General features: G+C 36.7%; 28 protein-coding genes. 16 read left to right on the top strand and 12 right to left on the bottom strand.

Annotated elements, in window-relative coordinates:
- Nucleotides 1-65 precede the first annotated feature (65 nt).
- A complete protein-coding gene (locus tag OW492_RS02420) occupies nt 66-1,034 on the top strand; it encodes a choice-of-anchor A family protein (protein ID WP_290038180.1) in 969 nt (322 codons plus the stop codon).
- 76 nt (nt 1,035-1,110) lie between these two features.
- Here the strand turns inward: OW492_RS02420 and hisIE are convergent, their stop codons facing one another.
- Nucleotides 1,111-1,734 (bottom strand): bifunctional phosphoribosyl-AMP cyclohydrolase/phosphoribosyl-ATP diphosphatase HisIE, encoded by a 624-nt coding sequence (gene hisIE / locus OW492_RS02415; protein WP_290038178.1) that lies wholly within the window; start codon nt 1,732-1,734, stop codon nt 1,111-1,113.
- Nucleotides 1,731-2,504: an imidazole glycerol phosphate synthase subunit HisF gene (gene hisF, locus OW492_RS02410; RefSeq protein WP_290038176.1), complete on the bottom strand. Its 774-nt coding sequence runs from the start codon at nt 2,502-2,504 to the stop codon at nt 1,731-1,733. The genes hisIE and hisF overlap by 4 nt, the downstream gene beginning before the upstream one ends.
- A 328-nt stretch (nt 2,505-2,832) precedes the next feature.
- On the opposite strand from hisF, the gene OW492_RS02405 reads away from it, so the two are divergent.
- The 13 genes from OW492_RS02405 to OW492_RS02345 all read left to right on the top strand — a co-directional run bounded on the left by OW492_RS02405 (nt 2,833) and on the right by OW492_RS02345 (nt 13,566).
- Nucleotides 2,833-3,330 carry a DUF2878 domain-containing protein gene (locus tag OW492_RS02405; protein ID WP_290038175.1) on the top strand — a complete coding sequence of 166 codons (498 nt, stop codon included), beginning with the start codon at nt 2,833-2,835 and terminating at the stop codon, nt 3,328-3,330.
- Nucleotides 3,323-3,871 carry a chalcone isomerase family protein gene (locus OW492_RS02400; RefSeq protein WP_290038174.1) on the top strand — a complete coding sequence of 183 codons (549 nt, stop codon included), beginning with the start codon at nt 3,323-3,325 and terminating at the stop codon, nt 3,869-3,871. Before OW492_RS02405 ends, OW492_RS02400 begins: the two co-directional genes overlap by 8 nt.
- A complete protein-coding gene (locus tag OW492_RS02395; RefSeq protein ID WP_290038172.1) occupies nt 3,868-4,419 on the top strand; it encodes a DUF3833 domain-containing protein in 552 nt (183 codons plus the stop codon). Before OW492_RS02400 ends, OW492_RS02395 begins: the two co-directional genes overlap by 4 nt.
- 129 nt (nt 4,420-4,548) lie before the next feature.
- Nucleotides 4,549-5,115 (top strand): LON peptidase substrate-binding domain-containing protein, encoded by a 567-nt coding sequence (locus OW492_RS02390; protein WP_290038170.1) that lies wholly within the window; start codon nt 4,549-4,551, stop codon nt 5,113-5,115.
- Between the two features lie 92 nt (nt 5,116-5,207).
- Entirely contained in the window at nt 5,208-5,834 is a 627-nt protein-coding gene (locus OW492_RS02385; protein ID WP_290038169.1) for a sigma-70 family RNA polymerase sigma factor, read from the top strand.
- A complete protein-coding gene (locus tag OW492_RS02380) occupies nt 5,827-6,525 on the top strand; it encodes a ChrR family anti-sigma-E factor (RefSeq protein WP_290038167.1) in 699 nt (232 codons plus the stop codon). The genes OW492_RS02385 and OW492_RS02380 overlap by 8 nt, the downstream gene beginning before the upstream one ends.
- Before the next feature lie 30 nt (nt 6,526-6,555).
- The gene (locus OW492_RS02375) at nt 6,556-7,515 is read left to right on the top strand and encodes a DUF523 and DUF1722 domain-containing protein (protein WP_290038166.1); all 960 of its coding nucleotides are present in this window, start codon (nt 6,556-6,558) and stop codon (nt 7,513-7,515) included.
- Between the two features lie 74 nt (nt 7,516-7,589).
- The gene (phrB, locus tag OW492_RS02370) at nt 7,590-8,963 is read left to right on the top strand and encodes a deoxyribodipyrimidine photo-lyase (RefSeq protein WP_290038165.1); all 1,374 of its coding nucleotides are present in this window, start codon (nt 7,590-7,592) and stop codon (nt 8,961-8,963) included.
- 76 nt (nt 8,964-9,039) lie between these two features.
- On the top strand, nt 9,040-9,498 hold the full coding sequence (locus tag OW492_RS02365) for a nuclear transport factor 2 family protein (protein WP_290038164.1): 459 nt from the start codon (nt 9,040-9,042) through the stop codon (nt 9,496-9,498).
- Complete coding sequence (locus OW492_RS02360; protein WP_290038163.1) at nt 9,495-10,214, top strand: SDR family NAD(P)-dependent oxidoreductase; 720 nt, start codon at nt 9,495-9,497, stop codon at nt 10,212-10,214. The genes OW492_RS02365 and OW492_RS02360 overlap by 4 nt, the downstream gene beginning before the upstream one ends.
- 4 nt (nt 10,215-10,218) lie before the next feature.
- On the top strand, nt 10,219-11,493 hold the full coding sequence (locus OW492_RS02355) for an FAD-dependent oxidoreductase (protein WP_290038162.1): 1,275 nt from the start codon (nt 10,219-10,221) through the stop codon (nt 11,491-11,493).
- Nucleotides 11,494-11,497: 4 nt separating this feature from the next.
- A complete protein-coding gene (locus OW492_RS02350; protein ID WP_290038161.1) occupies nt 11,498-12,292 on the top strand; it encodes a DUF1365 domain-containing protein in 795 nt (264 codons plus the stop codon).
- 35 nt (nt 12,293-12,327) lie between these two features.
- Nucleotides 12,328-13,566: a cyclopropane-fatty-acyl-phospholipid synthase family protein gene (locus OW492_RS02345; RefSeq protein ID WP_290038160.1), complete on the top strand. Its 1,239-nt coding sequence runs from the start codon at nt 12,328-12,330 to the stop codon at nt 13,564-13,566.
- 99 nt (nt 13,567-13,665) lie between these two features.
- Here OW492_RS02345 and hisA read toward each other — a convergent pair whose 3' ends face one another.
- The 10 genes from hisA to OW492_RS02295 form a co-directional block, all read right to left on the bottom strand.
- Complete coding sequence (gene hisA / locus OW492_RS02340; RefSeq protein ID WP_290038158.1) at nt 13,666-14,403, bottom strand: 1-(5-phosphoribosyl)-5-[(5-phosphoribosylamino)methylideneamino]imidazole-4-carboxamide isomerase; 738 nt, start codon at nt 14,401-14,403, stop codon at nt 13,666-13,668.
- 2 nt (nt 14,404-14,405) lie between these two features.
- Nucleotides 14,406-15,005 (bottom strand): imidazole glycerol phosphate synthase subunit HisH, encoded by a 600-nt coding sequence (hisH, locus tag OW492_RS02335; RefSeq protein WP_290038157.1) that lies wholly within the window; start codon nt 15,003-15,005, stop codon nt 14,406-14,408.
- The gene (gene hisB, locus OW492_RS02330; RefSeq protein ID WP_290038156.1) at nt 15,002-16,072 is read right to left on the bottom strand and encodes a bifunctional histidinol-phosphatase/imidazoleglycerol-phosphate dehydratase HisB; all 1,071 of its coding nucleotides are present in this window, start codon (nt 16,070-16,072) and stop codon (nt 15,002-15,004) included. Before hisB ends, hisH begins: the two co-directional genes overlap by 4 nt.
- A 10-nt stretch (nt 16,073-16,082) precedes the next feature.
- On the bottom strand, nt 16,083-17,153 hold the full coding sequence (hisC, locus tag OW492_RS02325) for a histidinol-phosphate transaminase (RefSeq protein ID WP_290038155.1): 1,071 nt from the start codon (nt 17,151-17,153) through the stop codon (nt 16,083-16,085).
- 57 nt (nt 17,154-17,210) lie between these two features.
- The gene (hisD, locus tag OW492_RS02320; protein WP_290038330.1) at nt 17,211-18,500 is read right to left on the bottom strand and encodes a histidinol dehydrogenase; all 1,290 of its coding nucleotides are present in this window, start codon (nt 18,498-18,500) and stop codon (nt 17,211-17,213) included.
- Nucleotides 18,501-18,514: 14 nt separating this feature from the next.
- A complete protein-coding gene (gene hisG, locus OW492_RS02315; protein ID WP_290038154.1) occupies nt 18,515-19,411 on the bottom strand; it encodes an ATP phosphoribosyltransferase in 897 nt (298 codons plus the stop codon).
- A gap of 305 nt (nt 19,412-19,716) precedes the next feature.
- On the bottom strand, nt 19,717-20,250 hold the full coding sequence (locus OW492_RS02310; protein WP_290038152.1) for a hypothetical protein: 534 nt from the start codon (nt 20,248-20,250) through the stop codon (nt 19,717-19,719).
- Nucleotides 20,250-21,482, bottom strand: a complete 1,233-nt coding sequence (locus tag OW492_RS02305) for a flagellar assembly protein T N-terminal domain-containing protein (RefSeq protein WP_290038150.1) — start codon at nt 21,480-21,482, stop codon at nt 20,250-20,252. The genes OW492_RS02310 and OW492_RS02305 overlap by 1 nt, the downstream gene beginning before the upstream one ends.
- A gap of 10 nt (nt 21,483-21,492) precedes the next feature.
- A complete protein-coding gene (locus tag OW492_RS02300) occupies nt 21,493-22,260 on the bottom strand; it encodes a flagellar basal body L-ring protein FlgH (RefSeq protein WP_290038147.1) in 768 nt (255 codons plus the stop codon).
- Between the two features lie 386 nt (nt 22,261-22,646).
- The gene (locus tag OW492_RS02295; RefSeq protein WP_290038146.1) at nt 22,647-22,811 is read right to left on the bottom strand and encodes a DUF2986 domain-containing protein; all 165 of its coding nucleotides are present in this window, start codon (nt 22,809-22,811) and stop codon (nt 22,647-22,649) included.
- A gap of 266 nt (nt 22,812-23,077) precedes the next feature.
- Between OW492_RS02295 and OW492_RS02290 the strand changes: the two genes are divergently transcribed.
- Both OW492_RS02290 and tsaB read left to right on the top strand, forming a co-directional pair.
- On the top strand, nt 23,078-25,000 hold the full coding sequence (locus OW492_RS02290) for an ATP-dependent DNA helicase (RefSeq protein WP_290038144.1): 1,923 nt from the start codon (nt 23,078-23,080) through the stop codon (nt 24,998-25,000).
- A 119-nt stretch (nt 25,001-25,119) separates the two neighbouring features.
- A complete protein-coding gene (gene tsaB / locus OW492_RS02285; protein WP_290038143.1) occupies nt 25,120-25,836 on the top strand; it encodes a tRNA (adenosine(37)-N6)-threonylcarbamoyltransferase complex dimerization subunit type 1 TsaB in 717 nt (238 codons plus the stop codon).
- The last annotated feature ends 33 nt before the right edge of the window (nt 25,837-25,869 follow it).

Here is a 25,869-nt window from a genome sequence, read left to right as displayed (position 1 = left end):
CTTAACTATTTTGGCTTAATATTTGCATAAACTTGTAAATAAACAATAATCTTTGAGATACTCAAATGAAAAAATTAAACACATTAATGGGTGTGGCATTAACCTGTTATGCTCATTTCAGCTTAGCTGGTCCTATCGAGACGTTGAATGAATATAACTTAGTGGTGTTAAATGATTTAACATCAACGAGTGAAGTTGAAGGTAAAACTATTGTAGCGGGTGATCTATCAGGCTCTGCTTCTAACTATGGCACTCATTTAGCTCAAAATGATTCATCTGTTGGTAGTGTGCTGGTTGTTGGTAGTGACTTATCTTCAGGCACAACAGTCAATGCAAATGGGCATGAAGTGATTATTGCCGGAACTAATAATGGTAATATTAATTCAAATTCAGTATCAAATGATGCATCACAATATGACTTTGATTTAATTAAATCTGAATTTATTAACTTTTCAGGTTATTTATCAGAACTAGCTGTTAACTCTGTTTTGTTAACATCATCCAACAATCAGCCATCGGCTGCATCATTTAACGTCGGTGATTCAGTTGGAAATGACCCAGCAGTCTTTAACATTACTTCTGAAAGTTTTTTCGAGAATAATCTGATACAACAGTATGATATTGATTTAAACGGTCAGTCTCCCTCAACTATCATTATTAATGTGTCTGGTGAGATGATTAATGATTCAAATTTAGGTAATGCCGTGGGTAATATTACTAGTGATGTTTTTAGAGAGAATATTATTTGGAATTTCTTTGAGGCGACTGAAATTGATTTAGTTAAACAAATCAATGGTAGTGTATTGGCACCTTTTGCAGACCTTACTAATGCCACGCCTATTGAAGGTTCATTGGTTGTTAATAATTTTCAACAAAATGGTGAAGTGCATGATGCATTATTCACAGGTGTAATTAGTTATGACCCTGATGCTAATAATTCAACTTACCCGGTAAAAGTGCCTGAGCCTAGTATGTTCTTCATTCTATTAACTGCTCTGGCTGGTATGATGATGTGGAATAGGTCAAAATCTTAATCAATTCATATTTTTAAATGTAAAAAACCGCTGACACATAACTGTGAGCGGTTTTTAATTTAGGGTTAATATCTAATTACTTACTATGACGTTCAGCTAATTTATCAGCAACATCCGAAAGCGATAGGCCTTCATTCTGTAATAAGACAGTTAAGTGATATAGTAAATCAGCGCTTTCACAAGTTAACTCATCCATATCTTTTGCCATTGCTGCTAGTGCAACCTCAACACCTTCTTCACCGACTTTTTGTGAGATTCGTTTTGTACCTCGTGCATACAAGCTAGCTGTGTAGCTGCTCTTTGGGTCAGCACCTTTACGGCTTTTGATTACTTGCTCTAAGTCAGAGATGAAACTTAATGAAGGCTCTTGTTCATTTTTAAAACAAGTTTCATTGCCTAAATGGCAAGTTGGACCGATTGGGTTTACAATCGCTAATAACGTATCGTTATCACAGTCTGAACTGATTTCAACTACATTTAAAAAGTTACCTGACTGCTCACCTTTACACCATAAACGTTGTTTTGTACGGCTAAAAAAAGTCATTTTACCAGATTCAAGTGTTGCTGCTAATGATTCTTCATTAACATAACCTAGCATTAATACTTTACCTGAAACTTGGTTCTGTACAATAACAGGCATTAGGTTATCTACTTTTTCCCAATCTAACGTTGCTAGTTGCTCTTCTTTCATTAAACTCATAAACGTATCTCTACCTTTTCTGTTTTAAGGTAAGATTTTAACTCACCAATATTAATTATTTGTTTGTGGAATACACTGGCTGCTAAAGCACCGTCAACATCAGCTTTATTAAATACATCTGCAAAATGAACCATTTCACCGGCACCGCCCGATGCAATTAATGGCACATGACAAATAGCACGTGCTTGAGAAAGTTGGTCAATATCATATCCGCAACGTACGCCATCTTGGTTCATTACGTTTAATACTATTTCACCGGCACCACGTGATTGTACTTCTTTTATCCAATCAAAAGTGTTCCATTTGGTTGTTACTGTAGCTGCTTCATTACCTGTAAACTGTTTAACCTGGTGTTGGCCCGTTTCTTCATCAAAGTATGAATCAATGCCAATAACAATACATTGCGTACCAAATTTTTCAGCTAGACGATTAATAAGGCTTGGATCTGCAAGCGCAGGGCTGTTGATAGAAACTTTATCTGCACCAAACTGTAAAATGCGTTTTGCGTCTTCTTCTGTTTTGATACCGCCTGCAACACAAAATGGGATATCGATGACTTCAGCAACTCGGCTAACCCAGCTTTTATCGACCACTCTATCATCAGAGCTGGCAGTAATATCGTAAAAAACTAACTCATCTGCGCCTTCTTCTGCATAACGTTTAGCAAGTGGAACGATATCGCCTATAATCTCGTGGTTACGAAATTGTACACCTTTAACTACCTGTCCATCTTTTACATCCAAACATGGAATAATTCGTTTTGCTAACATAAAGCCTCGCTATTATGTGGTCTACTATTTTAAGCTATTCAACGGCCTTAAAATAATTTACCAATACTTTATTAAGAAATAATCATAAGTGATTGTAAAGATTATTAATTCATTATCCATACATTATAACTATATTAATGATCACTTTGTAGGCTTTAATCTGATTATTAAGCACTTTTTAATATTGGTTTTATACCTGAACCTTTACTTCTTTTGGATTGTTTAAGTAGTGAATATCGAATGATTCTATCTGTCAAAAGAGATCTTTATGTAATCAGAGGCCGTATTTAAATATCAATACTAATTACATAGTAATCATGGAGTGATAATGATGTTAATCAATATGTTGGGGTTTAACCTTATATGGTTTGGTTTATTATATTGGGGAAATATTTTTATTCCTGTTGCGTTAACCCTTTTATTTATTCATTTTAAATTCTTGTCCAAAATAATTAAAGAAATTCGACTGGTATTATTGGTTACTGTGATAGGTGTGTCAGTGGATTCTTTTTTGCATTTTATCCACTTTTTTACTTTTCCAAATGCTAATTTCACACCATTTTGGTTGATGGTATTGTGGGCTTGTTTTGCAAGCACTATTTGTCATAGTTTAACTTTTCTGAGCGCTTCCAAAAAAAGCCAATTGCTCATAGGAGGCGGGTTTGCGCCATTGAGTTATTTAGCAGGGGAAAGTTTTGGTGTTGTGGTATTCGCTTATAGTTTACCTGTTACTTTCTCAATTCTTGCAATAATTTGGGGATGCTTATTCCTTTTATTTTTTTATTTAAAATCAATCATATTACAGAGAGACCTACAGTATGCTTAAGTTATTTAAAGGGTTAGTTGCGTCAATTCTATTGATCAACTTAACCTTTGCAGTACCTGCTGAGGAACCAGATCAATGGAAAAATAGTCTATCTGAATTGTTAAAATCAACAGCAACGATACAGGTAGGCAGGGCAACCTTTTCGGTGTTTATTTGGGATATTTATCAAAGTCAATTATCAACAAGTAGTGGCGTATATCCTGACCCGGAAGGGGTTATAGTGTATCAAATTAAATATCTTAAAAGTATTGAATCCAAACAACTCATAAAGAAAACTATTGAACAGTGGGTGCACCTTGGTTTTGCTAGTGAGCGGTATAGCTCTTATCTAGAACAACTCCGTAATATGTGGCCTGATATTAAAGAGGGTGATCAATTAGCTTTTGTTGCTCAAGGTAATAACAGTGCTTTCTATTACAATGAACGTTTCATTGGACAAATTGATGGTAAGGATTTCAGGAACATTTTTATGGCTATTTGGTTTTCGGAGAATACTTCACAGCCAGAACTGCGTGATACATTATTAGGAATAAAATCATGAAATACGTTAATCCTCCAGTAGTACTGCTACTCAGTAGCTTTGCTTTAGTCAGTTGTACTCAAGATTTGAGTGATTATTCAAGTCAAACTAGTAATTTTGATATTAAAGAGTATTTTAATGGCAATGTCATCGCATGGGGGACCATTCAAGATGCTAGTAATGTAGTTACTAGACGTTTTTGTGTTGAGTTGAAAGGAACTTGGAAAGGTAAAGATGGAATATTGGCTGAAAAATTCTTTTTTGATGATGGTGAAATAAGTTATCGCAATTGGCATTTTTCACAGCAAGTTGATGGACGTTACATTGGGACTGCGGAAGATGTGGTTGGGGAGGCCATTGGTGAGCATCAAGGTTTTGCTTTTCAGCTAAAATATACTTTAACTTTACCAGTCGATGATACTACTTATGACGTGAGCATGAATGATTGGATGTACAAAATAGACAAGTATCGAGTCATTAATAAAACTGCTATTCATAAATTAGGTGTTAACGTCGCTAATGTAACACTATTTTTTGACAAACAAGCGCCATTAGCAAGTTGCGAATAACATGTCTATCTCAATTAGTTTAATTGATTGTTATTCGCTTTACGATATTGATGAACTATTTTAGCAACACCTTCGTACTGTCAAGTGAGCATATTGTTATGCACATTTTTTTATTAAAGAGGGCCCATTATGTCAGCTAAAACAACTAATCTCCCAGTTTTTCCACTAGATTTATTCTTATTACCGGGTGGTATTACGCGTTTAAGAATTTTTGAACCTCGTTATTTAAAAATGGTTGGGCTAGCTTCCCAGTTAGGCGGATTTGTCATTTCATCTAACAAACAGAATATTAATCAGGCTTACCGTTGGGGTAGTTGGGTTGAAGTCATTAACTTTGAACAAGGGAAGGATGGTGTCTTAGAAATTGATGTTGAATGTGGTTGTTTAGTTAAGCTATCTAAACTTGAACAAGATAACGATAAACTGTTGTTCGCTGATGTTGAGCAACGAAAGCATTGGTCACAAAAAACATCAAATACAGAACTAGCTTTATTAGCTGACTCATTAAAAACATTATTTGAGAATAACGAATTACTCGCTAAGTTATACCACGACCAATTACCAAATAATCCTTATTGGACGGTGTCTAGGTGGCTAGAGTTATTACCTATTCCCTTTGATGTTAAAAATAAATTTGTATTTGATTCTTCATACACTGAGGCTAAAAAGTTAGTTCATTCAATCATTTCACAATAAACCTTCCAAAAACCATAATATTTTAATTCTTAAGTGATCTTTAATTTTTCGATAGCGTATTGATTGCCAGAGTCCAAATTAGGGAAATAATTATGGTAGTCGAACAAACTAAATTGCCAACAGGGGTAAGTCATGCTAAATCTAACAGCATGAATGAAAATATAGATCACACCCAACTAAGCGAATGGCTTAACCAAGTTGCTGATAAACGTTGTAAAAATGCGTTTACTCATCTGTTTAAATTTTTTGCTCCTAAGATACAGCGTATTGCACGCAGTAAATTTCCTAATGAGGCTCAATCCCACGAAGTGGTTCAAGAAACCATGAGTAATGTTTGGCGTAAAGCACATTTATTTGATGCAAATAAAGGTGCTGCAACGACATGGGTTTATACGGTAATGCGTAATGTGACTTTTGATTTATTAAGAAAAGTTAAAAGTAACCGAGAAGATAATTTGAGTGATGACATTTGGCCAATTGCAGAAGGTTCAGTGACCGAAGAGCAAGTTTATGAGGATCATCTCGAAAGTAATCAGCTTTTACGTGTCATTGAAGCATTACCAGAAGCGCAACAACAAGTCGTTAAAGGTTTTTATTTGATGGAAATGTCTCAAGAGCAACTTGCGAACCATCTTAACCTACCACTTGGCACTATTAAATCCAGACTACGTTTAGCACTCGCTAAATTGAAAGTGCAGTTAGGAGAAGAACATGATTAAGCACCATCCGAAATTTGAATTATTACAATCTTATGTCAATGGCGACTTGCCGGCTTCGCTTGCTATCGGCATTAGTATCCACGCGGACATGTGCACTGATTGCCAACACACAATAGCGCAATTAACGGAACAGGTTGCCGAGCATTCATTTGAAGAAGCGACAGTCCGACTAGATGATCTAGATTCAAATAGCTTTACTTCGTACTCAGAGGAAGCTGATGAAGAAGATTTTTTTGAGTCAATGATCAGCAATATTACATTTTCTGACGATGCTGATGTAATCACTGAAGCATTGCAACGAGAAGTTATATTTAGAGATAAAACATATCAATTGCCTACTGCGCTTAGCCGTATTGAGTTAGGCAAAGCGGCTAACATTGGAAAATTATCGCGCTCTCGTTTACAACTTGATGAAGATGAAATCCATTCTAGTTTATTGCATATCAATCCAGGTGGTGGTGTACCAGCTCACACCCACAAAGGATTTGAATTGACAGTTTTACTTGATGGTTCATTCACTGACAGCAGAGGCGAATACAATAAAGGCGATTTTATTTTATTAGATGGTACCTTCACGCACAATCCTATCTCTCAAAATGGATGTTTATGTTACACAGTTGCCAATGATGCACTACACTTTACACAGGGTATCAATAAGTTATTAAACCCAATTGGGTCGTTTATCTATTAGTGTTTAGTTTTTTATTCAAAGGAGCGAATAGTGATTTATTCAGTCGCAAAAGAAGATATTAAAATTGGTATAAGTGCTTGTTTGATTGGTCAAAAAGTACGTTTCGATGCTAGTAATAAGCCGTCTAGGTTCTGTATCGATGAGTTAGGCGATCATGTTGAATATGAATCATTCTGTCCGGAAGTTGCTATTGGTTTGCCGATACCTCGTCCAACGATTAGGCAAATTAAGAAAGGAGATGTCATTTCAGTGGCTCGTCCAGACGGTTCTGGTGATGTAACTGAAGCATTGCAGGCGTATGGTAAAAAAGTAGCAGAGATGACCAAACACCTAAGTGGTTATGTATTTTGCGCTAAAAGCCCAAGCTGTGGTATGGAGCGGGTTAAAATTTATTCCGAAGATGGTAATTCACTCGCATCTGATGGCATTGGTGCTTTTGCAAAAGAGATAATGGAAGCCAATCCACTGTTACCTTGTGAAGAAAATGGTCGCTTAAATGATATGCATATTAGAGAGAACTTTGTGGCACGTATCTATGCCTACAAACATTGGCAGATTGTAAGTGAGTCAGGTTTAACAAAACATAAGTTAACTACATTCCATAGCCACTATAAGTATACCGTAATGAGTCATAACCTAGTGGCTTACAAGAAACTTGGACAATTATTAGCAGATGTTGATATGCCATTAGCAGAGAAAGCTGAAAAGTATATTTTTGGGCTAATGGAAGCACTTAAAATTCCTGCTACGCGTAAAAACCATGTAAATACATTGACACATATTCAAGGCTACTTCTCTAAGCACTTAGTTGCAGAGCAACGTAAAGAGCTGTGTGAACAAATAGATGGTTATCGTTTAGGCCTATTACCTTTAATTGCTCCTTTAACATTGATCAATCATTATTTAAGAGAGTATCCAAAGGATTATTTGAAAGGCCAGTCTTACTTACAACCATATCCAGAACAGCTTAGGTTAAGGTACGCATACTAAGTTCCAAGTTTTTATCGCTACAGTTGATACTGTAGCGTTTATTATCCCTTCTTATTTAGAGGAATTTCCTTCCTATGAATCAACTACTATGGTTTCGAAACGATTTACGGACAGATGATAACCCCGCATTTTATCAATTCATTAATCAATCTACTTCAAACGAAACCGGAAAAGCGGTTTTTTTTATTTCTGAAAAACAGTGGTTAGCCCATGACTGGGCTCCTATTAAGATTGACTTCATTAAACGGCATGCTGTTGCGTTAGTTAAAGAATTAGCCGCAATTAACATTCAGTTAGAGTTAGTTGAAGTTGATTATTTCAAAGATCAGGTTGCATACTTAAAAAATTACTGTGAAGAGAATGATGTAAAACAAGTTTTAGCCAACAGTGAATTAGAAATCAACGAGCAACAACGTGATCAATTATGTTTAACAGAACAAATACCTCTAACTTTATTTGAAGCAGACGTAATCGTACCTAAAGGAAAAATTGTTACCAAATCAGGTGATATGTACAAAGTATTTACTCCTTTTAAGCGTGCTTGGTTAACCTATGTTAGGGAACATGGTTATCAATACTTTGAAAGTATAAGCGACAAAAAAAGTATAACTGAAGACGATAAAATTTCATCGTTATCAAGTAAGTGGCCTCTAGCGAGCATATTAACAGAAAAAGCCTTACCGCTTTTTTACCGACTTAAAGTATCAAATTACAAAAATGTTCGTGATATTCCTAGCGTAAAAGGAACAAGTGGTATTTCACCATATTTGGCGGCAGGGGTGTTAAGTCCACGTTATGTTTTTAAAAGTTTGTTAGATAAATATCCTGATATTTTAATTAGCAGCGATAGTGATGAGTTTTGCTGGTTGAATGAGATTATTTGGCGTGAATTTTATCGTCACCTAGTATTTGCAAAGCCAAGTCTGTGTAAACACAAATGTTTTAATGATAAATATCAAGATCATTCATGGCCATATGATTCTGCACTTTTTGAAGCTTGGTGCGAGGGTAAAACCGGATACCCGCTAGTAGATGCGGCTATGAGGCAGCTAAATCAAACTGGTTGGATGCACAATCGTCTACGTATGGTAGTTGCTAGCTTTTTAACAAAGCATTTATTAATTGATTGGCGTTTAGGCGAACGTTATTTTATGCAGCACCTTATTGATGGTGATTTGGCTTCAAATAATGGTGGTTGGCAGTGGGCTTCAAGTACCGGCTGCGATGCACAACCTTACTTCAGAATATTCAATCCGATTACTCAAAGTGAAAGGTTTGATCCTAAAGGCACTTTTATCCGTAAATATTTACCAGAACTTAGCAGGTTGCCTGATAAACAGATACATTTTCCGCACAAATATATAAAAGAAAATAATTTATCTATTTATTGGCCTGCAATAGTCGATCATAAAGAAGCAAGATTGAATGCATTAGCTTTTTACAAGTAACCAATATTAATAAACAGATGACAAATCTTGGTATGTTTATTGATTGACATTAGGTGGATATATTTAAGGTAATACAATGGACAAAGATAGGTTAGCAGTAGTAAAGCAATATCCTGAGTGGTTAAATCGATTTATTTCTGTGTATCAGAAACTTTCAATTAATAACTTAGATTTATTAGATGAAATATACGCACAAGAAGTAACATTCATTGACCCTATCCATGAGATCAAAGGGCTGTCTAACTTACACGATTACTTTGATGGTCTATATAAAAATTTGAGTAGTTGTACTTTTACTATTAATGACGTCATTGTGAGTGGACAACAGGCCGCAGTTTATTGGGAAATGAACTATCAACATACCAAATTAAATAAAGGTGAAATAGTATCAGTTCAAGGTTCTTCTAAGTTGATTGCAAAAGATAATAAAATTGTATACCACCGTGATTTCTTAGATTTAGGTGCTATGTTATACGAGCAATTACCCTTGATTGGCAAATTGATTCACTGGATCAAAGTAAAGGCTGCACAATGATGACTGCTAAAAATATATTGATCACAGGTGCAACCTCCGGTATCGGCCATTCACTCTTCGACTATTATCATCAGCTGGGGAATAATGTCATCGCCTGTGGACGTAACCAAGAAAAGTTACAGGAAATGGCTGAGCAAGCATACATGACCGGTCAGTTTGATATGACTATTCCATCTGAAATTGAGGCTTTCTCAAAGTCCTTAGATAGCCTAGATATCCTAGTGTTAAATGCAGGCAATTGTCGTTATATTGATGATGCTAAACATTTTGATGGCGCATTATTTGCGGATGTTATACAAACAAATTTGATCTCTTTAGGTTGGTTATTACAGTATTTTTTACCAAAAGTACGTGAAGGTGGGCAAGTTGTATTTGTTAGCTCTAGTGCGACTTTAATGCCATTTCAACGGAGTGAAGCTTACGGCGCTTCAAAGTCTGGTGTTGACTACCTAGCCAACAGCCTAAGGTTAGATCTTATAAAATATAAGATTGATGTCACCTTAATACATCCAGGCTTTATTAAAACACCTTTAACTGAGAAAAATGATTTCCCGATGCCGTTTTTACTTACTAGTGAAGAAGCTGCTCAACATATCGCTAAAGCAATTGATAACCGTAAAGAGTATGCCCATTTTCCAAAGTGCCTAACAACGCTACTTACATTTTTCTCAATTATGCCGAATTGGATTTGGCGTAAACTGATCGTCAAGGGATAACTTAATGAAAAATATTGCCATTATAGGTTCAGGAATCTCTGGATTAACAGCTGCTTACCTATTATCTAAAAAACACCAAGTTACTGTGTTCGAAAAAAATGATTATATTGGTGGGCATACAGCTACTGTCGATATTGAAAAAAATGGTATCCCTTATGCTATTGATACAGGCTTTATTGTATTTAATGATAAAACCTATCCAAATTATCTCGCTTTATTAGATGAAATAGGTATCGGTAAGCAAGCCACTGAAATGAGTTTTTCAGTACATAACTGCCAAACTGGGCTTGAATACAATGGTCATAATCTTGATACCCTATTTGCACAACGCAGTAATATATTTAAACCTAAATTCTGGGTATTAGTTAAAGAAATTTTGAGGTTTAATAAATTATGTAAAGCCATCTTTGAACAGAACAGTTATCAACCTGGCGATACACTTGGTGATTTCTTGAAATCGAATCATTTTAGTGCTTTTTTTGCTGAGCATTACATATTACCTATGGGCGCTGCTATTTGGTCAAGCTCCTTAGCGCAAATGGAAAGCTTTGAATTCAGATTTTTTGTACAGTTTTTTCATCACCACGGTTTACTAAATATAGCAGATAGGCCGCAATGGTATGTTATCCCCAATGGATCAAGAAGCTATATACCCCCTTTGTGTGAACCTTTTAAGCAGCGAATTCATTTAAATTCGAAACTCATTGGTATTACAAGACAAGAAGATAAAGTTCATATTCATTTTGAAGATGAAAATGAAATGCAAACCTTTGATGAAATAGTAATTGCATGTCATTCAGATCAAGCTTTAAAACTATTAAGTGACGCCACTGATGATGAACAAAGGGTGTTATCTGGGATGCCATATAGTGAGAACTCAGTTGTTTTACATACTGATATAAAGCTCTTACCTGATAGGGAAAAAGCCTGGGCTAGCTGGAATTATCAATTAAGTGATGACAGAGAAAAAGCCGCGAGTGTTACCTATAATATGAATATATTGCAGGGAATAGACAGTGATGAAACATTTTGTGTAACCTTGAATCAAAAAGAGGAGATAGACGCAGATAAAATATTAAGAGAGTTTACTTATTATCATCCAGTTTTTTCATTGCAGTCGATTCGATCTCAACAGCAAAGAGATACCATATGCGGTAAGCGACATACTCATTTCGCAGGTGCTTATTGGCATAATGGTTTTCATGAAGATGGAGTAAAAAGTGCGGTTGAAGTCGCACAACGTTTTGATTGCTACCTTGATGCCTTTGCAAGGAAGTAATGCTATGGAAAATCAGGTCTTACACACTACAAGATTCGAGCATAGTGCAATTTATGTAGGTAATGTTATCCATCATCGCTTTGTACCTAAAAAACATCACTTTAATGCTAAGCTATTTATGTTGGCGTTGGATGTAGATAAATTAGCAGAAGAGGAACAAGGTGTTGGTGTTTTTGGTTATGCATGGTTCCATCCATTACGATTTGTAGAGAAAGATTACCTGAGAAGTGAACCGAACAAACTTTCACAACGTATTAGAAACAAAGTAAAAAGTCTTGATGGTCATGAAGATATTACACGTATCTTAATGTTAGTTCAGGTGCGTTGTTTTGGATTATACTTTAGTCCGGTAAATTTCTATTTTTGTTACGATGTAAATGACCAATGTACACAAATGTTAGCTGAAGTCAGTAATACACCATGGAATGAAAGACATTATTACCTGGTTGATTTAACGAAAGTTAAGCAACCAAAAATAACGAATAAGGTATTTCAAGTATCGCCATTTATGGACCTTAACATGAGTTATATTTGGCAAGTAAAAGCGCCAAGTGCTGAGACTGAACGTTTAATGGTTAAGATTGAAAACAGGCGCTATGAGCAAAACAATCAAGACTTTTTAAAATTATTTGAAGCAAGCCTATGTTTAAAAAAACAGGCTTTCAATAAGCAAAATTTATTTAAAATTTGGGCCCAAATTCCAATCATGACGGGCAAGATTGTATTAGGTATATATTGGCAAGCCCTCAAGTTATTTGTAAAACGAATTCCTTTTGTAGGTTATCAAAAAGCCACTTAGTATCTATTACAGGCTTTATATTTTAGGAGACATTAATGGAAGAAGTACAAAAGGTGGTAGCTGTAGAGACAAATAGTTGGTTTGATAAACGCTGTCGAGAACTTGTTCATTCTGTATTCTCAAAGTTAAGTTATGGTCAATTAGAGGTTGTTGAAGGTTCTCAACATTACTTTTTTCCTGAAGTAATTGAAGCAGAACATCAAGATAGTTTAATCAAAGCGAAAATTCATATCCATGATATTGCTGTTTATAAACAATTTGTTAAGGGAGGCAGTATTGGTGTCTCTGAAGCGTTTATTGCAGGAAAATGGACCAGTCCAAACTTAACTAATGTTATTAGGATTTTTGCTAAGGCACAGCAGCAAACTGATCAATTAGATTCCAACAAGTCTTTATTCAATAAGATTAAAAATAGTTTTTCACATTGGCAAAATAGAAACACTCAGTCTGGTTCGAAGCGAAATATACTTGCGCATTACGATTTAGGTAATGAGCTCTATACGCGTTTTTTAGACCCAGAAATGATGTACTCATCTGCCATTTATCCATCTGAAACAACAACGTTACAATATGCACAACTTTACAAATTAAAAACAATTTGTGAACGTTTATCATTAAAAAAAGATGAGCATTTATTGGAGATTGGCACTGGGTGGGGTGGACTTGCTATTTACGCAGCTCAACATGTTGGTTGTAAAGTCACCACAACAACTATTTCAGATGCTCAATATGCTTATGCCGAAACACGTGTTAAAGCATTAGGGCTTGAAGATAAAATTACTTTATTGAAAAAAGATTATCGCGATTTAACTGGCACCTTTGATAAAGTGGTTTCGGTGGAGATGATCGAAGCGGTAGGTTATGAATTCTTACCAAGCTTTTTTGAACAGTGTAATGCAAGGTTGAAACCAGGTGGTAAATTACTAATACAGTCTATTACCATTGCGGATCAACGTTTTGAACACTACAAGAGTAATGTAGATTTTATTCAGCGTTACATATTCCCTGGAGGTTTTTTACCTTCTATTAATATTCTTACACAACAGCTAACAAAAAGCAGTGAGATGGTGATTGAAGGTTTGCATGATATAGGTCTAGATTACGCAAAAACGCTAGCAGATTGGCGTACTAATTTCTTAGCATCTTGGAGTGAATTAACTCAGCATGGTTATGATGAAGAGTTTAAACGTTTATGGTTATATTACTTTTCTTACTGTGAAGGCGCATTCTTAGAACGTTCGATTAGCACAGTACACCTTGTCGCAAGAAAGTAGTTAATAAACACTGTGTTTTTTACAAAAAGGCGCTATTAAAAATAGCGCCTTTTTTTAGCTTTTCTTTTCATATAACAGAAAGAATATAACAAAAACTACTTAAGCGTTCTGCCAGCAATTAATTGCTTCTTCTACCGTAAATTTGCCTTCTAATAAAGCGCGTCCCACAATCATTCCTTGAGCACCTGAGCGGGCAACATCAGCAATATCGTCTAATGATCCGATACCGCCAGAAGCTTGCCAAGACACACTCGGAAAAGCGACAGCCATCTCTTTATACAAATCAACATTAGAGCCTGTTAATGTTCCATCTTTAGAAATATCTGTGCAGAGAACGTGTTTTAAACCAACTTTAAGGTAGATGTCCAATAGCGACTCAATCGTTTGGCCACTGTCTTCTTGCCAACCTGATACAGCAACAATTTTGTTACCCTGTTGATCAATATTAATGTCTAGTGCTAGTACAATATGCTCTGGTCCATATTTTTCCATCCATCCAGCAACCATTTCAGGCTCTTTAACAGCTGTTGAACCAATTACCACACGGTGAGCACCTGTATCTAAAAGACCTTTAACATCTTCTTCAGTGCGCACGCCTCCACCTACTTGTACTTTAGCAGGCGTATTTTTGATTAAGCTTTCAATGACAGATAGTTGACGCTTAGTAATATCTTTAGCACCATCTAAATCAACAAGGTGCAACCAGTTTGCACCTTGTTCGTTATAAATGGTGTATAAGCTTTGTGGGTCATCGCTGTAAACGGTTTTTTGATCGTAATCGCCTTGGTATAAACGAACGACTTTACCGTCAATTAGGTCGAGTGCTGGAATTATCATGTTTAAAGCTCCAAAAAGTTTTTAATAAGTTGTGCGCCTGCTTTCCCTGAACGCTCTGGATGGAATTGAACACCATAAAAGTTATCTTTATTCACTGCTGCAGTGAAAGGTGTACCGTACTCACAGCTAGCAATAGTATTTTCATTCACAGGTAAAGCATAACTATGAACAAAATAGAAATAACTACCGGCAGGAATATCTTTGAATAAAGGTTCATCTAACTTAGGTGTAATTTGATTCCAGCCCATATGTGGTGAACGTAATGGAGCAACATCCATTTTTTCGACAAAACCGTCCACTAAACCAAGAGTGTTGATCACAGTTTCTTCAGCAAAACCTTCTTCGCTTCCTTCTGCTAACATTTGCATACCTAAACAAATGCCTAACACAGGTTGAGTTAACTTTTTGATTTCTTCTACTAAATCACGCTCAATTAAGTTATTCATCGCTTCTTTAGCAGTACCTACACCAGGTAAGAATAACTTATCTGCTTGTTGCAATACCGCTGGATCTTTACTGATGGTTACTTCGTAACCTAAACGTTCAATGGCAAATAATACCGAAGATAAGTTAGCGCAACCTGTATCAATGATAACTATCATAAAACACCTTTACTTGAAGGAAGATCTGTTCCAATAATTTGTATGCTTTGACGTAATGTACGACCAAATGTTTTGAATAATCCTTCAACCATGTGGTGTGCATTACCATTTTCAACTTCTAAGTGTAAAGTTGCACGCATTGCCTGTGATAATGAGTAGAAAAAATGTTCAACCATTTCAGTTGACATAGTACCCACTAACTCACGTGGAAAATCAGCTTTAAACTTCAGGAAAGGACGACCAGATAAATCTAAAGTACAACTGGCTTTTGTTTCATCCATAGGTAGTACGAAACCAAAACGGCCAATACCACGCTTATCACCTAATGCCTTATCTAGCGCATCACCTAGTGCTAATGCTGTGTCTTCAACACTGTGATGATCATCAATATGCAAATCGCCTTTAACACTGACATTCATTTGGAAACCACCATGAGTGGCAATTTGATCTAGCATATGGTCAAAGAATCCCATACCAGTATCAATCTTATTTTCACCCGTTTTGTCTAAATCAACGAATACGTTGATATCAGTCTCTTTTGTGGTACGAGTAACCGAAGCAGTGCGGCCACGTGACGTTAGTTGATGAACAATATCTTTCCAGCCATTAGTTTCTTTATTATAAAGAATTCCAGTAATCGCCATATTTTCAGCTAAACCAATATCGGTTTCACGGTCACCGATTACATAAGAGTTTTTATGGTCAATGCGGCCAGACTGTAAGTACTCTTTAACCATACCAAGGTGTGGTTTACGGCAATGACAGTTGTCTTCAGGAAAGTGTGGACATAACAAAGTAGATTCGAATTTAACACCTTGAGAAGCGAAAATATCCATCATTTTATTTTGTGGAATATCGAAGTCACTTTGTGGATAGCTGTCTGTTCCTAAACCATCTTGGTTAGATACAATGACCAAGATGAAACCGGCATCTTGTAATGCTAATAGACTTGGAATCACGAAAGGTTCAAAAACCAGTTTTTCAAGGCTATCTACTTGTTTATCACTGATAGGCTCATCAATTAATGTCCCATCTCGGTCGATGAATAGAAATTTTTGTGTACTCATAATGGGGTTCCTACAGTGCTCTTAATGTATTTAAAGTTTTGTTCATTTCTTCGCTAGTACCGATAGTAATGCGAATACAATTTTCTAAACGTGGTTTATTGGCAAAGTCGCGCATAATAATACCGTCATCTGCAAAAGCCTTAAACACTTTAGCTGAATCTTTAAAACGTACTAATAGAAAATTACCTGTAGTAGGGAATACTTCAGTGACGCAGTCTAGTTGATTGACTGCATTAGCAAGTACTTGTCGGTTATTATTTAATACGACTACTCTGTCACGCATCACTTCTAAACCCTGAGCAGAGAGTGCTTGTGCAGCAATCTGTGCAACGGGACCAGGTACTGGATAAGGAGCAATAACCTTAGCCATCATTTCGATTACACTTGCTTGCGCTAAGGTAAAACCACAACGAATTGATGCAAGTGCAAATGCTTTAGAAAGGGTACGTGTAATAACTAAGTTTTCATGTTTCGTAATTAAGCTGGTTTGGGTAAACTCAGGACAGAATTCGATATAAGCTTCATCGGCAACGATTAATGCTTTGCCTTCGGTTGCAGTTAATAGATCGGCTAACTTCTGTTGATCTAGCATATTACCAGTTGGATTATTCGGTGCACAAAGGAAAACGATTTTAATGCGTCCTTCAGAGTCTAATACCGCTTGTTTAACTGCTTCATAATCAACATCATAATTAGTTTGTAGTGCAACTTCTTTAACACCTACACCACATGTTTCAGCGCTGATCGCATACATTCCATAAGTAGGAGGACAAATTAAGATGCTATCTAGATCTGCTTCGCAAAATGTTCTGATTAACACTTCGATACTCTCATCGGCACCGCGAGTTGTTAATATTTGGTCTGTATTAAGCTTGGAATAAGCTGCGTAGGCATTAATGATTTGAGGTGGTTGAAATTCTGGGTAACGATTGAGGTGTGATGAATCTAGTTGGTAGTCACTGCAGTCAGGAGCTTCATTCGCATTTAACCAAACATCTCCTTTGCCACCAATACGGCGGGCTGAAAGGTAAGGGGTTAACGCTTGTACGGTTTTTCTAGCAAGCTTTATTATATTACTCATCGTGATCCTTCTTCCCTAACGAATGCCTGAGCAGCGAACTACTCAGGCGATAGTCTATTACTTATCTAATTTTTCCATGCGAATGGTTACTGCACGTTTGTGTGCAGTTAATCCTTCAGCCGCTGCTAAGCGAGTTACTGCTGGCGCTAGATTACGCAAACCTTGTTGTGTTAGTTCTTGAACTGTGTAACGTTTTACAAAATCAGCTAAGCCTAAACTTGAATAGGTTTTAGTGTAACCGTAAGTCGGCAATACATGATTAGTGCCGCTTGCATAATCACCTACTGATTCAGGTGTCCATGCGCCTAAGAAGATAGAACCCGCATTTTTAAGTTGCGGTTGAATCTCTCTTGGATTTTCAGTTTGTACGATCAAATGCTCAGGTGCATAACGATTTGAAATTTTAATCGCTTGCTGAATATCTTTGCAAACAATACTAACACTATTAGCAATGGCTTTTTCAGCGATCTCACGTCTCTCTAATACCGCTAATTGACTATCGATTTCAATCGCAGTTTGCTCTGCAATAAATGCACTTGGTGTGACTAAAATAGTTTGTGAGTCATGACCATGTTCTGCTTGTGATAACAAGTCAGATGCAATGAAAGCAGGATCTGCATCTTCATCTGCAATAACTAATACTTCTGATGGCCCGGCAGGCATATCGATAGCTGCACCAGCAAAATCATTACTTACTTGACGTTTTGCTTCGGTAACAAATGAGTTACCTGGACCGAATATTTTATCAACCGCTTTGATTGTTTCTGTTCCGTAAGCTAATGCCGCAATAGCTTGTGCACCGCCTACAGAGTAGATTTCTGTAACACCACATAGTGACGCTGCATATAGTATCTCATCAGCTAATGGCGGTGGAGAACACAGTACTAAACGTGAGCAGCCTGCAATTTGTGCTGGTGCACCGGTCATAATTACTGTTGAAGGTAGCGGGGCACTTCCACCAGGGATATACAAGCCAACTGATTCAATTGCTTGCGTATGCATTTCACATACTACGCCTGGCATGGTTTCAACACGAATAACATCCTGCTGTTGTGCCTGATGAAATTTAACAACTTGTTGATAAGCTACTTTAATTGCATCTTTAATATCATCATCTAAACGTGCGGTTGCTGCTTCAATATCACTCGTGTTCAGGGTGATATTATCACCCTCTAATTTGTCAAAACGTTTAGTGTATTCCAATAAAGCTTGGTCACCTTGTTGACGAATATTAGCGATGATATCAGCAACAGTCCCCGTTAAACCTGATGAATCTGCCATTGCTGGTCGAGCAAGCAATTCTGCTTGCTGATCAGATGTTAATTGTTCCCAGTTGACTGTTTGCATTCCCATGGTTTGGACTACTCCATCATTTTTTCAATAGGTAATACGAGAATTGAACTTGCACCTAGTGCTTTCAATTGCTCCATTGTTTCCCAGAAAAGGTTTTCTTTACTTACTACATGCAGTGCTACGTGATCTGTGCTACCTGCTAATTCCATTACCGTTGGTAAATCAGAACCAGGTAGTAGGTTAGTAATCTCAGTTAAATTCGCTTTTGGAGCATTAAGCATGATGTATTTTGATTCTTTAGCTGTTTGTACTCCGTCAATACGAGTAAGAATTCGGTTTACTAGTTCTTGCTTGTCATCACTCAGAGCTTCATCACGTTGCATTAATACTGCGGTAGAGCGATAGATCACTTCTACTTCTTTAAGACCGTTTGCTTCTAACGTTGCACCTGTAGAAACAAGGTCACAAATCGCATCAGCTAAACCAGCGCGCGGAGCAACTTCTACAGAACCTGTTAACATACAAGATGTGTAAGGTACGTTAGCTTCTTCCATAAAACGTTTTAGGATGTGAACGTAAGTAGTTGCAATACGCATGTTTGCTAATGATTGAACACCTTGGTAATCAAAATCATTGTCTACAGCTAGTGAGAAGCGACATTCACCAAAAGCTAGTTCTTTCACTACTTTATGAGCAGTTGGTTCATTAGCTACTTGGCGCATCATGCTTTCTTCTTCAAGTACATTTTGACCAATAAAACCTAAATCTACGACACCATCCATCACTAAACCTGGAATATCGTCATCACGAACACGAAGAATATCAATTGGCATGTTTTCACTGTGTGCAATTAAACGTTGAGTGTTCAGATTAACTTTGATTCCACATGCTTTTAATAATTTAACCGTATCATCACTTAAACGGCCTTTCTTCTGTATCGCAATTCTTAAACGTTGCTCTGGCATAACTATTTTTCCTTCCTTTTAAAACTAAAAAACCCCCGGGATTTTACTTCCGAGGGTTTGTATTTGGTTAACCACTGGAAGCACGTAACATCTCTTCCAAGAAAAAATCCTGAAAGATTAGGTAATATGATGATGATGTGCTTTCAGAATGTCATTATTCATTGTGATTTAAAACTCTTTAAAATTTAATTGCGATTAGAGTACCAATCTAAACTTTAAATGTGAACTGTTTTTTGTGTATATCTAAGATATATTTAATATAAAAGAGCAGTTTATAATTAAATCACTACTCATTGAATGCTCATCTATTTACCTTCCATGCTTTCACGCAGCTTTTCTTGCAACATTGAAATGGCATTTTTAGTCTCTGATTCAATTGAGATGCTATCAAGGGATGCTGATTGTAAAGTGTCTACAGCATCATCTGCTGTTTGTTGAATATCTAATGCACTTAATTCTGATTCTTCAGCAGTTGTTTCATCTTGTTCAGAATCAGAAGCTAGTGCCTCAGAACTTTCCGTATTAGTAGCTTGTTCAAGCGTACTATCTGTTTCTGCTGTGTCAGTACTTTCTCCGGTTGATGTCGCGCTATCATCACCAGAAAGTCCAGCAACAAAAGAGGTGGCAATACCTAATTTTAGTTCATTAAATACACCTTCAAGGCTGTCTTTAATGTTACCTGTACTTGCTGTTAATAGTGATTCTTTACCTTGTATTTCCGAAGACAAGATGTTTTCAAAGTTCTCTCCAAGTAACTGACTAGCAGTCGCAGTACCTTTTGAATCTAAACTACTGGATAAGCTTTGCAGGCTGCTTGCTGCACTGGTGATTGTTGACATTAGTATACACTCCTGTTGGTAGGATTATTTGCCGTAATTTTGTGTTGCAAGCGCTGCAGCGTCATTTGATCTGCAGGGGTTAACATATCTCTTATTTGAATATTGCTCATATCAATAGGGTCGTTGGTTTTTAATATGGCACGATCTGCTTGTACTGATACAACAGACAATAATATGTCATCAGGCATAAAAATTGAGTTTGGAAGTTGTGATGTTTGATGAGAAAGAAATTGGCTACGGATTAGCTGAAATTTATCTCCTTTTTTAACACCATTGCGATGTCCTAGGTTCATCACTAGTTGATCGTTGTATTTAGCGATAATTGTCGCCATCGTTGGCTGACAATAAAGTGCTTGTCTCACATCTCTTACTGCTTCATTTATTTTAAGATCGATAGCATACCCATAATCTGTTTGCCAAAAAGATAAACTGTTAGGATCAAAACGTTGTGTTAATTCATAAGGCCATTGACTAATCGCTGCATATTCTTTTTGGAATAGAGTAAGCTGATTAATTGCATCAACTAAATAGACCTGCATTTTAAAGTTACGTTTATGTACCGTCTCTTCGCTGAATGTGTAAGTCGTTGTTTCATAGTAGTCTGACATATCTTTTAATACACCAAAGACCAGATATTGAACATCATATTTAGCGGCTACATCTTTGGCTACTTTTAATGTTTGTAATTCAACATCACCTTCACTGTTATTAGTAAAGGCAATTTGTTGTGTCATGACATGTCTAGGATCTAATTTATTTGATTCTCCTTTTAGCTCTTTAAATAGCCGTTTTGTAATGACTTCATCACTATTATAAATGGCACCTAGTTGAGCATCTTTGCGATCTTCTAAATTAAATGGGCCAACAAAAATGCTTTTTGCATATTTCTCTTGCGGGCAAGTCGAAAAAGGGTAGATATCAGCTTCTACTTCGACCGTATAATAACCACCAATGATCTCTTCGTGAACAATACGCATATCGTGGATTTCACCATTGGTCTTAAGCATTAGCTTATCAACTTCTAAAACACCTTCTTGTATTACTTGTACACTCTCTGCACTGGTGCCTGCCGAACGCAAAACCGTCACCATCGCATCAGAGATGGCATTGGTACGCGATTGGTCTATATCTTGTTCATTTAATACTGCTCTACCTTCACTTGAATACCATTGTGCATTAGCAGTAAAAGAGCTAAGTATAAGTAGCGGCAATAGTTTTTTAGTCAATTTCATTTAATTACCTCTAGATTGGCCATAAACTGCCGCTAAATAAAGATGATAACCAACCACGTGTTTGCATTTCAGCATGTTCCCCAGTTGCACTAAACTCTATCCGACTGTCTGCCACTTGATAAGAGTCGACGGAATTATCTTCCGTTACATCTCTTGGTCTTATAATGCCTGTAAGACGGATATATTCTTTACCGTTATTGATTAACAACCATTTTTCACCACGTACTAATAAATTACCGTTATTTAATACTTCAATTACCGATACCGTTATTTGCGCACTTAAACTATGGCTTTGACTGCTGCCCGATTCACCACCAAAGCTTTGGTCTTGGCTAACTCCTAACTCCACTTCTTTGTCATTGACCGTGAGGTTACCACCCGGTATTTTAATCGGATCAAGGTTGTAAGTATTATCATTAGAGAGGTTAGTGCTGGCCGATTTAGTGGCAACTGTTTCCTCTTCTAATACAACATTGATGATGTCACCCACGTTAAACTTTGGTGAGTAGCTATACAAGTCAGTAGAAGTACTGTCATTGAATAAAGAGCCTGTAATTTGTACTGGTATCGGTGCTTTGCTAGGCTCCACTGGAGAGTAATAGGGGTCACCGGGTACTGGCGTTTCGTCTTTATCTCTTTGTGTTATTTGACGGCCAGTTTCTTCTGGAATTATCTCTGTTGTTTCTGAGTTTTCATCTACAACCACCTCTTGTTGACCAAAGTTGGCACAACCAGACAAGATGGCGACAGATAATAAAGCTGTGATTTTTTTCATCATTAATCATCCATGCGTTTAGCATTGATAAGGATAATGCAAGCATTATCACTCTATGTATGCGTTAAATTCGCGACATCTTTAAAAACTATTTTAAAATAGGGTGACTTAAATTTGTCGTTATATATCTAACTAAATACTAGCAATTAACAAGCCAAAAATTAAAATTGATTGGTTTTTAGTTGAAAATGTGGATTATTTGTAAAATAAGAAGTGTCGATTTGGTGTTAAGCAATTTAAAAAAATAGCTTAAACATTATATGTAAGAAAAAATGGGTTTATTAACAAACAGGGGGGAATATCTAGAAGGGCCTTGATTGAAAAAGTTAATCATTCAATGAAAGCTCCCCAGCAAAATCTAGGTGGTATATCTGCGGCAACTATTGATGTTAATTAGCCGTTGCTTCAATGTCCGTAGTCGTTTGTTCTTCTGCTTCTAATTTAGCTCTCTCTGCTTTAGAGATATATTTCTCTTTGCTTGCAGGTGCATTTTTAGCATTAATTTTCTTCAGACGTTTCTTTAAAATGCTATTTATCTTCTTTTTACGGTTCATTGTGATTCCTCTTATCAATGACGGCTATTGTAAAGACTCTGAGAAAAAATAAAAAGCGTTAATCATCATCAATAAAGTATTAAAAACTAATTATTTACTGCGTATTATACGGTTTAAAATTAAAGTAATACTTTGAAGTAAATTATTTGTTAATACGTTGCAATAGATATTCAGTGAGGATGAAATAACGTAGAATCAAGTTTATTAATCTATGTTGAAAATTATAATCAACATTTTAAATCGCTATTACTGAAGAGCTTATTGATTTGATTGCATCATTTTTTTCACCTACAGGCGCGCTTGCCGCTATCTTGCCACATTTCCGAGGACGTGATGCACAAGTAAAAATGGCGGAATCCATTGATACTGCGATTAAACAAAAACAATCAGTGGTAGTTGAAGCTGAGACGGGGACAGGCAAAACCTTTGCTTATTTAGCTCCGGCTTTATTAAATCTTGATAAAAGCCTGTCACAAAAGTTAATCATTTCCACTGGAAGCAAAGCATTACAAGAGCAACTCTATTTTAAAGACCTGCCTACTTTATTAAAAGCGACTCAATTTACTGGTCATTGCACTTTGTTGAAAGGTCGTGGCAATTATTTATGTACTGAACGTTTAAATCGGTACATGCTTGAAACACGGTTTAAACAACCGAACCTTCACAGTGAATTAGTCGCCATTAAAGAATGGTCTGTGAGCACGGTTACAGGGGATATTGCTGAAGTAAATAATTTACCTGAAGATGCAATGATTATACCTTCAATTACTAGTAGTAATGACAACTGTTTAGGGCGTGAATGTCCAAGTTTTGAAGACTGTTTTGTAGTAAAAGCAAGGACCAAGGCTATGGATGCCGATGTAATCGTTATCAATCACCATCTGTTTTTTGCTGATCTTGCCGTTAAAGAAACGGGGTTCGGCAAGTTAATTCCGGATGCAGATACTTACATTTTTGATGAAGCGCATCAGTTACCTGATATTGCGAGTCAATATTTTGGCGAAATGCTTTCTAGTAAGCAATTAACCGAATTAGCTAAAGAGATTGATTTTGTTTATCGCACAGAATTAAAAGAAGCGAAACAAATGGCTAAAGCTGCTGAACAGTTAAGAGCCGCATCTTTGGATTTCAGATTAGCCTTTGCCATGGAGAAAGGTTCGGGAAGCTGGCGAGATAAAAGTAAAGATCGCGCGATGCAAATGCATGTAACGCGGTTACGCCAAGTTTTAACGTTTTTAAAGCAAGTAGTGACTGAGCGTTTGGGTAAGAGTGAAGTATTAGACCATTGCTTTGAAAAAATTAATCAATATATTTTGCTTTTTGAAAAACTAAACAGCACCAATGAAAGTGGATTCAGCTATTGGTATGAATGCACTAAACAACATTTTTCATTAAACATTACGCCTTTAAGTGTGGCACAACGTTTTCAATCTGAATGTCAGAAAAAACAAGCCAGTTGGATTTTTACGTCTGCGACTTTATCGGTAAAAGGGGAGTTTTCGCATTTTACAGAATTACTCGGTTTAACCGGAGCACAGTGTTTACAATTAGGCAGTCCTTTTAACTATCAACAGCAAAGCTTATTTGTCGTTCCTCGATTATTACCCGAGCCAGGGACTCCTGGTTTAGCAAATAAGTTAGCTGAAACTTTATCTCCGGTTATCAGGGCGAGTAAAGGGCGATGTTTTTTTCTGTGTACTAGTCACTCTATGATGAATCAATTAGCAACTGCTTTTAGGGAATCTTTAACCTTGCCAGTGCTACTCCAAGGAGAGAAAAGTAAACAAGCTTTATTAGATGAGTTTGTCAGTCACGGTAATGCGTTGTTAGTGGCCACGGGCAGTTTTTGGGAAGGTGTTGACGTAAGAGGACAAGCTTTGTCCTGTGTGATTATCGACAAAATTCCTTTTGCGTCACCAGAAGAACCATTACTAAAAGCGCGCATGGAAGATGCCGAGTTAAGAGGTAAAGCCCCATTCTTTGACGTACAATTACCACAAGCTGTAATTACCTTAAAGCAAGGTGTTGGACGTTTGATTCGTGCAGAGCAAGATAAAGGGGTATTAATCGTCTGTGATACACGATTAGTCAGCCGGAAATATGGCAATCTATTTCTTAATAGTTTACCTTGCATGCCGCGTACCAGAGATATTGATAAAGCGATCGATTTTCTAAGATTAATCGAATAATATACCCAGCCATTTCAAAGTTGGTTATTAATCACAAAGTCATTTTATGTTTAATTCTGCTATGCAATGACTTCTTATGAGTAACAATATTATTTTCATATTTATAAAATAGGCGATTTATGTCATCTTCATTAAACATTCTGTGTATCGACTCATCAACAGAAGCTTGCTCTGTTGCATTATCAACAAGTGATACAACAACCCATCACTTTATGTTAGCGCCTAGAGAACATACCCAAAAAATACTTCCAACAGTGAATGATGTAGTGAAACAAGCGAATCTAACTTTAGCCGATATTGATGTGATTGCGTATGGGCAAGGGCCTGGAAGTTTTACTGGTGTAAGAATTGGTATCAGTATTGCTCAAGGACTAGCTTATGGTCTAGAGAAAAAAATGGTCGGTGTTTCTACATTACAAGCAATGGCTCAACAAGCATTAGTCAATGATCCAACTTGTAATAACGTTTATGCAGCGATAGATGCACGCATGGGTGAGGTGTACTTTGCGCAATATTGTAAGCAAGATGGTGTGATGACACTACAAGAAAAAGAAGTGGTGATAAAGCCCGAGACTTTAATAGAAACGTATCAAACACAAGGGTTAAGTGTACAAAAGGCTAGTACTTTAGTGGGTACCGGCTGGGTAGCTTATCCTGAGCTATTAACTTTCTTTGAAGGATGCCAACAAACTGAAATACTATATCCAGATGCACAATTTATGCTTAAGGCTGCAACATTATTGATTAATGATAACCAAGCAGTTGAACCTGAATCGGCAACGCCAGTGTATTTACGTGACACGGTGACGTGGAAAAAGCTGCCAGGAAGAGAATAATTGTCTATAATGTAAACTCTTATTTTAGTTTAC

Origin of the sequence: Psychromonas sp. 14N.309.X.WAT.B.A12 (assembly GCF_030397575.1) — a bacterium.
In the GTDB taxonomy this organism is placed as follows: Bacteria; Pseudomonadota; Gammaproteobacteria; order Enterobacterales; family Psychromonadaceae; genus Psychromonas.
Note: the sequence above shows the minus strand (reverse complement) of the source record. Positions and strands in the feature narration are given on the sequence as shown.

Excerpts from the sequence above, each read along its gene's own strand:
- OW492_RS02420 (WP_290038180.1), top strand. The coding sequence starts at position 66 with ATGAAAAAATTAAACACATTAATGGGTGTGGCATTAACCTGTTATGCT.
- hisIE (WP_290038178.1), bottom strand. The coding sequence starts at position 1,734 with ATGAGTTTAATGAAAGAAGAGCAACTAGCAACGTTAGATTGGGAAAAA.
- hisF (WP_290038176.1), bottom strand. The coding sequence starts at position 2,504 with ATGTTAGCAAAACGAATTATTCCATGTTTGGATGTAAAAGATGGACAG.
- OW492_RS02405 (WP_290038175.1), top strand. The coding sequence starts at position 2,833 with ATGATGTTAATCAATATGTTGGGGTTTAACCTTATATGGTTTGGTTTA.
- OW492_RS02400 (WP_290038174.1), top strand. The coding sequence starts at position 3,323 with ATGCTTAAGTTATTTAAAGGGTTAGTTGCGTCAATTCTATTGATCAAC.
- OW492_RS02395 (WP_290038172.1), top strand. The coding sequence starts at position 3,868 with ATGAAATACGTTAATCCTCCAGTAGTACTGCTACTCAGTAGCTTTGCT.
- OW492_RS02390 (WP_290038170.1), top strand. The coding sequence starts at position 4,549 with ATGTCAGCTAAAACAACTAATCTCCCAGTTTTTCCACTAGATTTATTC.
- OW492_RS02385 (WP_290038169.1), top strand. The coding sequence starts at position 5,208 with ATGGTAGTCGAACAAACTAAATTGCCAACAGGGGTAAGTCATGCTAAA.
- OW492_RS02380 (WP_290038167.1), top strand. The coding sequence starts at position 5,827 with ATGATTAAGCACCATCCGAAATTTGAATTATTACAATCTTATGTCAAT.
- phrB (WP_290038165.1), top strand. The coding sequence starts at position 7,590 with ATGAATCAACTACTATGGTTTCGAAACGATTTACGGACAGATGATAAC.
- OW492_RS02365 (WP_290038164.1), top strand. The coding sequence starts at position 9,040 with ATGGACAAAGATAGGTTAGCAGTAGTAAAGCAATATCCTGAGTGGTTA.
- OW492_RS02360 (WP_290038163.1), top strand. The coding sequence starts at position 9,495 with ATGATGACTGCTAAAAATATATTGATCACAGGTGCAACCTCCGGTATC.
- OW492_RS02355 (WP_290038162.1), top strand. The coding sequence starts at position 10,219 with ATGAAAAATATTGCCATTATAGGTTCAGGAATCTCTGGATTAACAGCT.
- OW492_RS02350 (WP_290038161.1), top strand. The coding sequence starts at position 11,498 with ATGGAAAATCAGGTCTTACACACTACAAGATTCGAGCATAGTGCAATT.
- OW492_RS02345 (WP_290038160.1), top strand. The coding sequence starts at position 12,328 with ATGGAAGAAGTACAAAAGGTGGTAGCTGTAGAGACAAATAGTTGGTTT.
- hisA (WP_290038158.1), bottom strand. The coding sequence starts at position 14,403 with ATGATAATTCCAGCACTCGACCTAATTGACGGTAAAGTCGTTCGTTTA.
- hisH (WP_290038157.1), bottom strand. The coding sequence starts at position 15,005 with ATGATAGTTATCATTGATACAGGTTGCGCTAACTTATCTTCGGTATTA.
- hisB (WP_290038156.1), bottom strand. The coding sequence starts at position 16,072 with ATGAGTACACAAAAATTTCTATTCATCGACCGAGATGGGACATTAATT.
- hisC (WP_290038155.1), bottom strand. The coding sequence starts at position 17,153 with ATGAGTAATATAATAAAGCTTGCTAGAAAAACCGTACAAGCGTTAACC.
- hisD (WP_290038330.1), bottom strand. The coding sequence starts at position 18,500 with ATGCAAACAGTCAACTGGGAACAATTAACATCTGATCAGCAAGCAGAA.
- hisG (WP_290038154.1), bottom strand. The coding sequence starts at position 19,411 with ATGCCAGAGCAACGTTTAAGAATTGCGATACAGAAGAAAGGCCGTTTA.
- OW492_RS02310 (WP_290038152.1), bottom strand. The coding sequence starts at position 20,250 with ATGTCAACAATCACCAGTGCAGCAAGCAGCCTGCAAAGCTTATCCAGT.
- OW492_RS02305 (WP_290038150.1), bottom strand. The coding sequence starts at position 21,482 with ATGAAATTGACTAAAAAACTATTGCCGCTACTTATACTTAGCTCTTTT.
- OW492_RS02300 (WP_290038147.1), bottom strand. The coding sequence starts at position 22,260 with ATGATGAAAAAAATCACAGCTTTATTATCTGTCGCCATCTTGTCTGGT.
- OW492_RS02295 (WP_290038146.1), bottom strand. The coding sequence starts at position 22,811 with ATGAACCGTAAAAAGAAGATAAATAGCATTTTAAAGAAACGTCTGAAG.
- tsaB (WP_290038143.1), top strand. The coding sequence starts at position 25,120 with ATGTCATCTTCATTAAACATTCTGTGTATCGACTCATCAACAGAAGCT.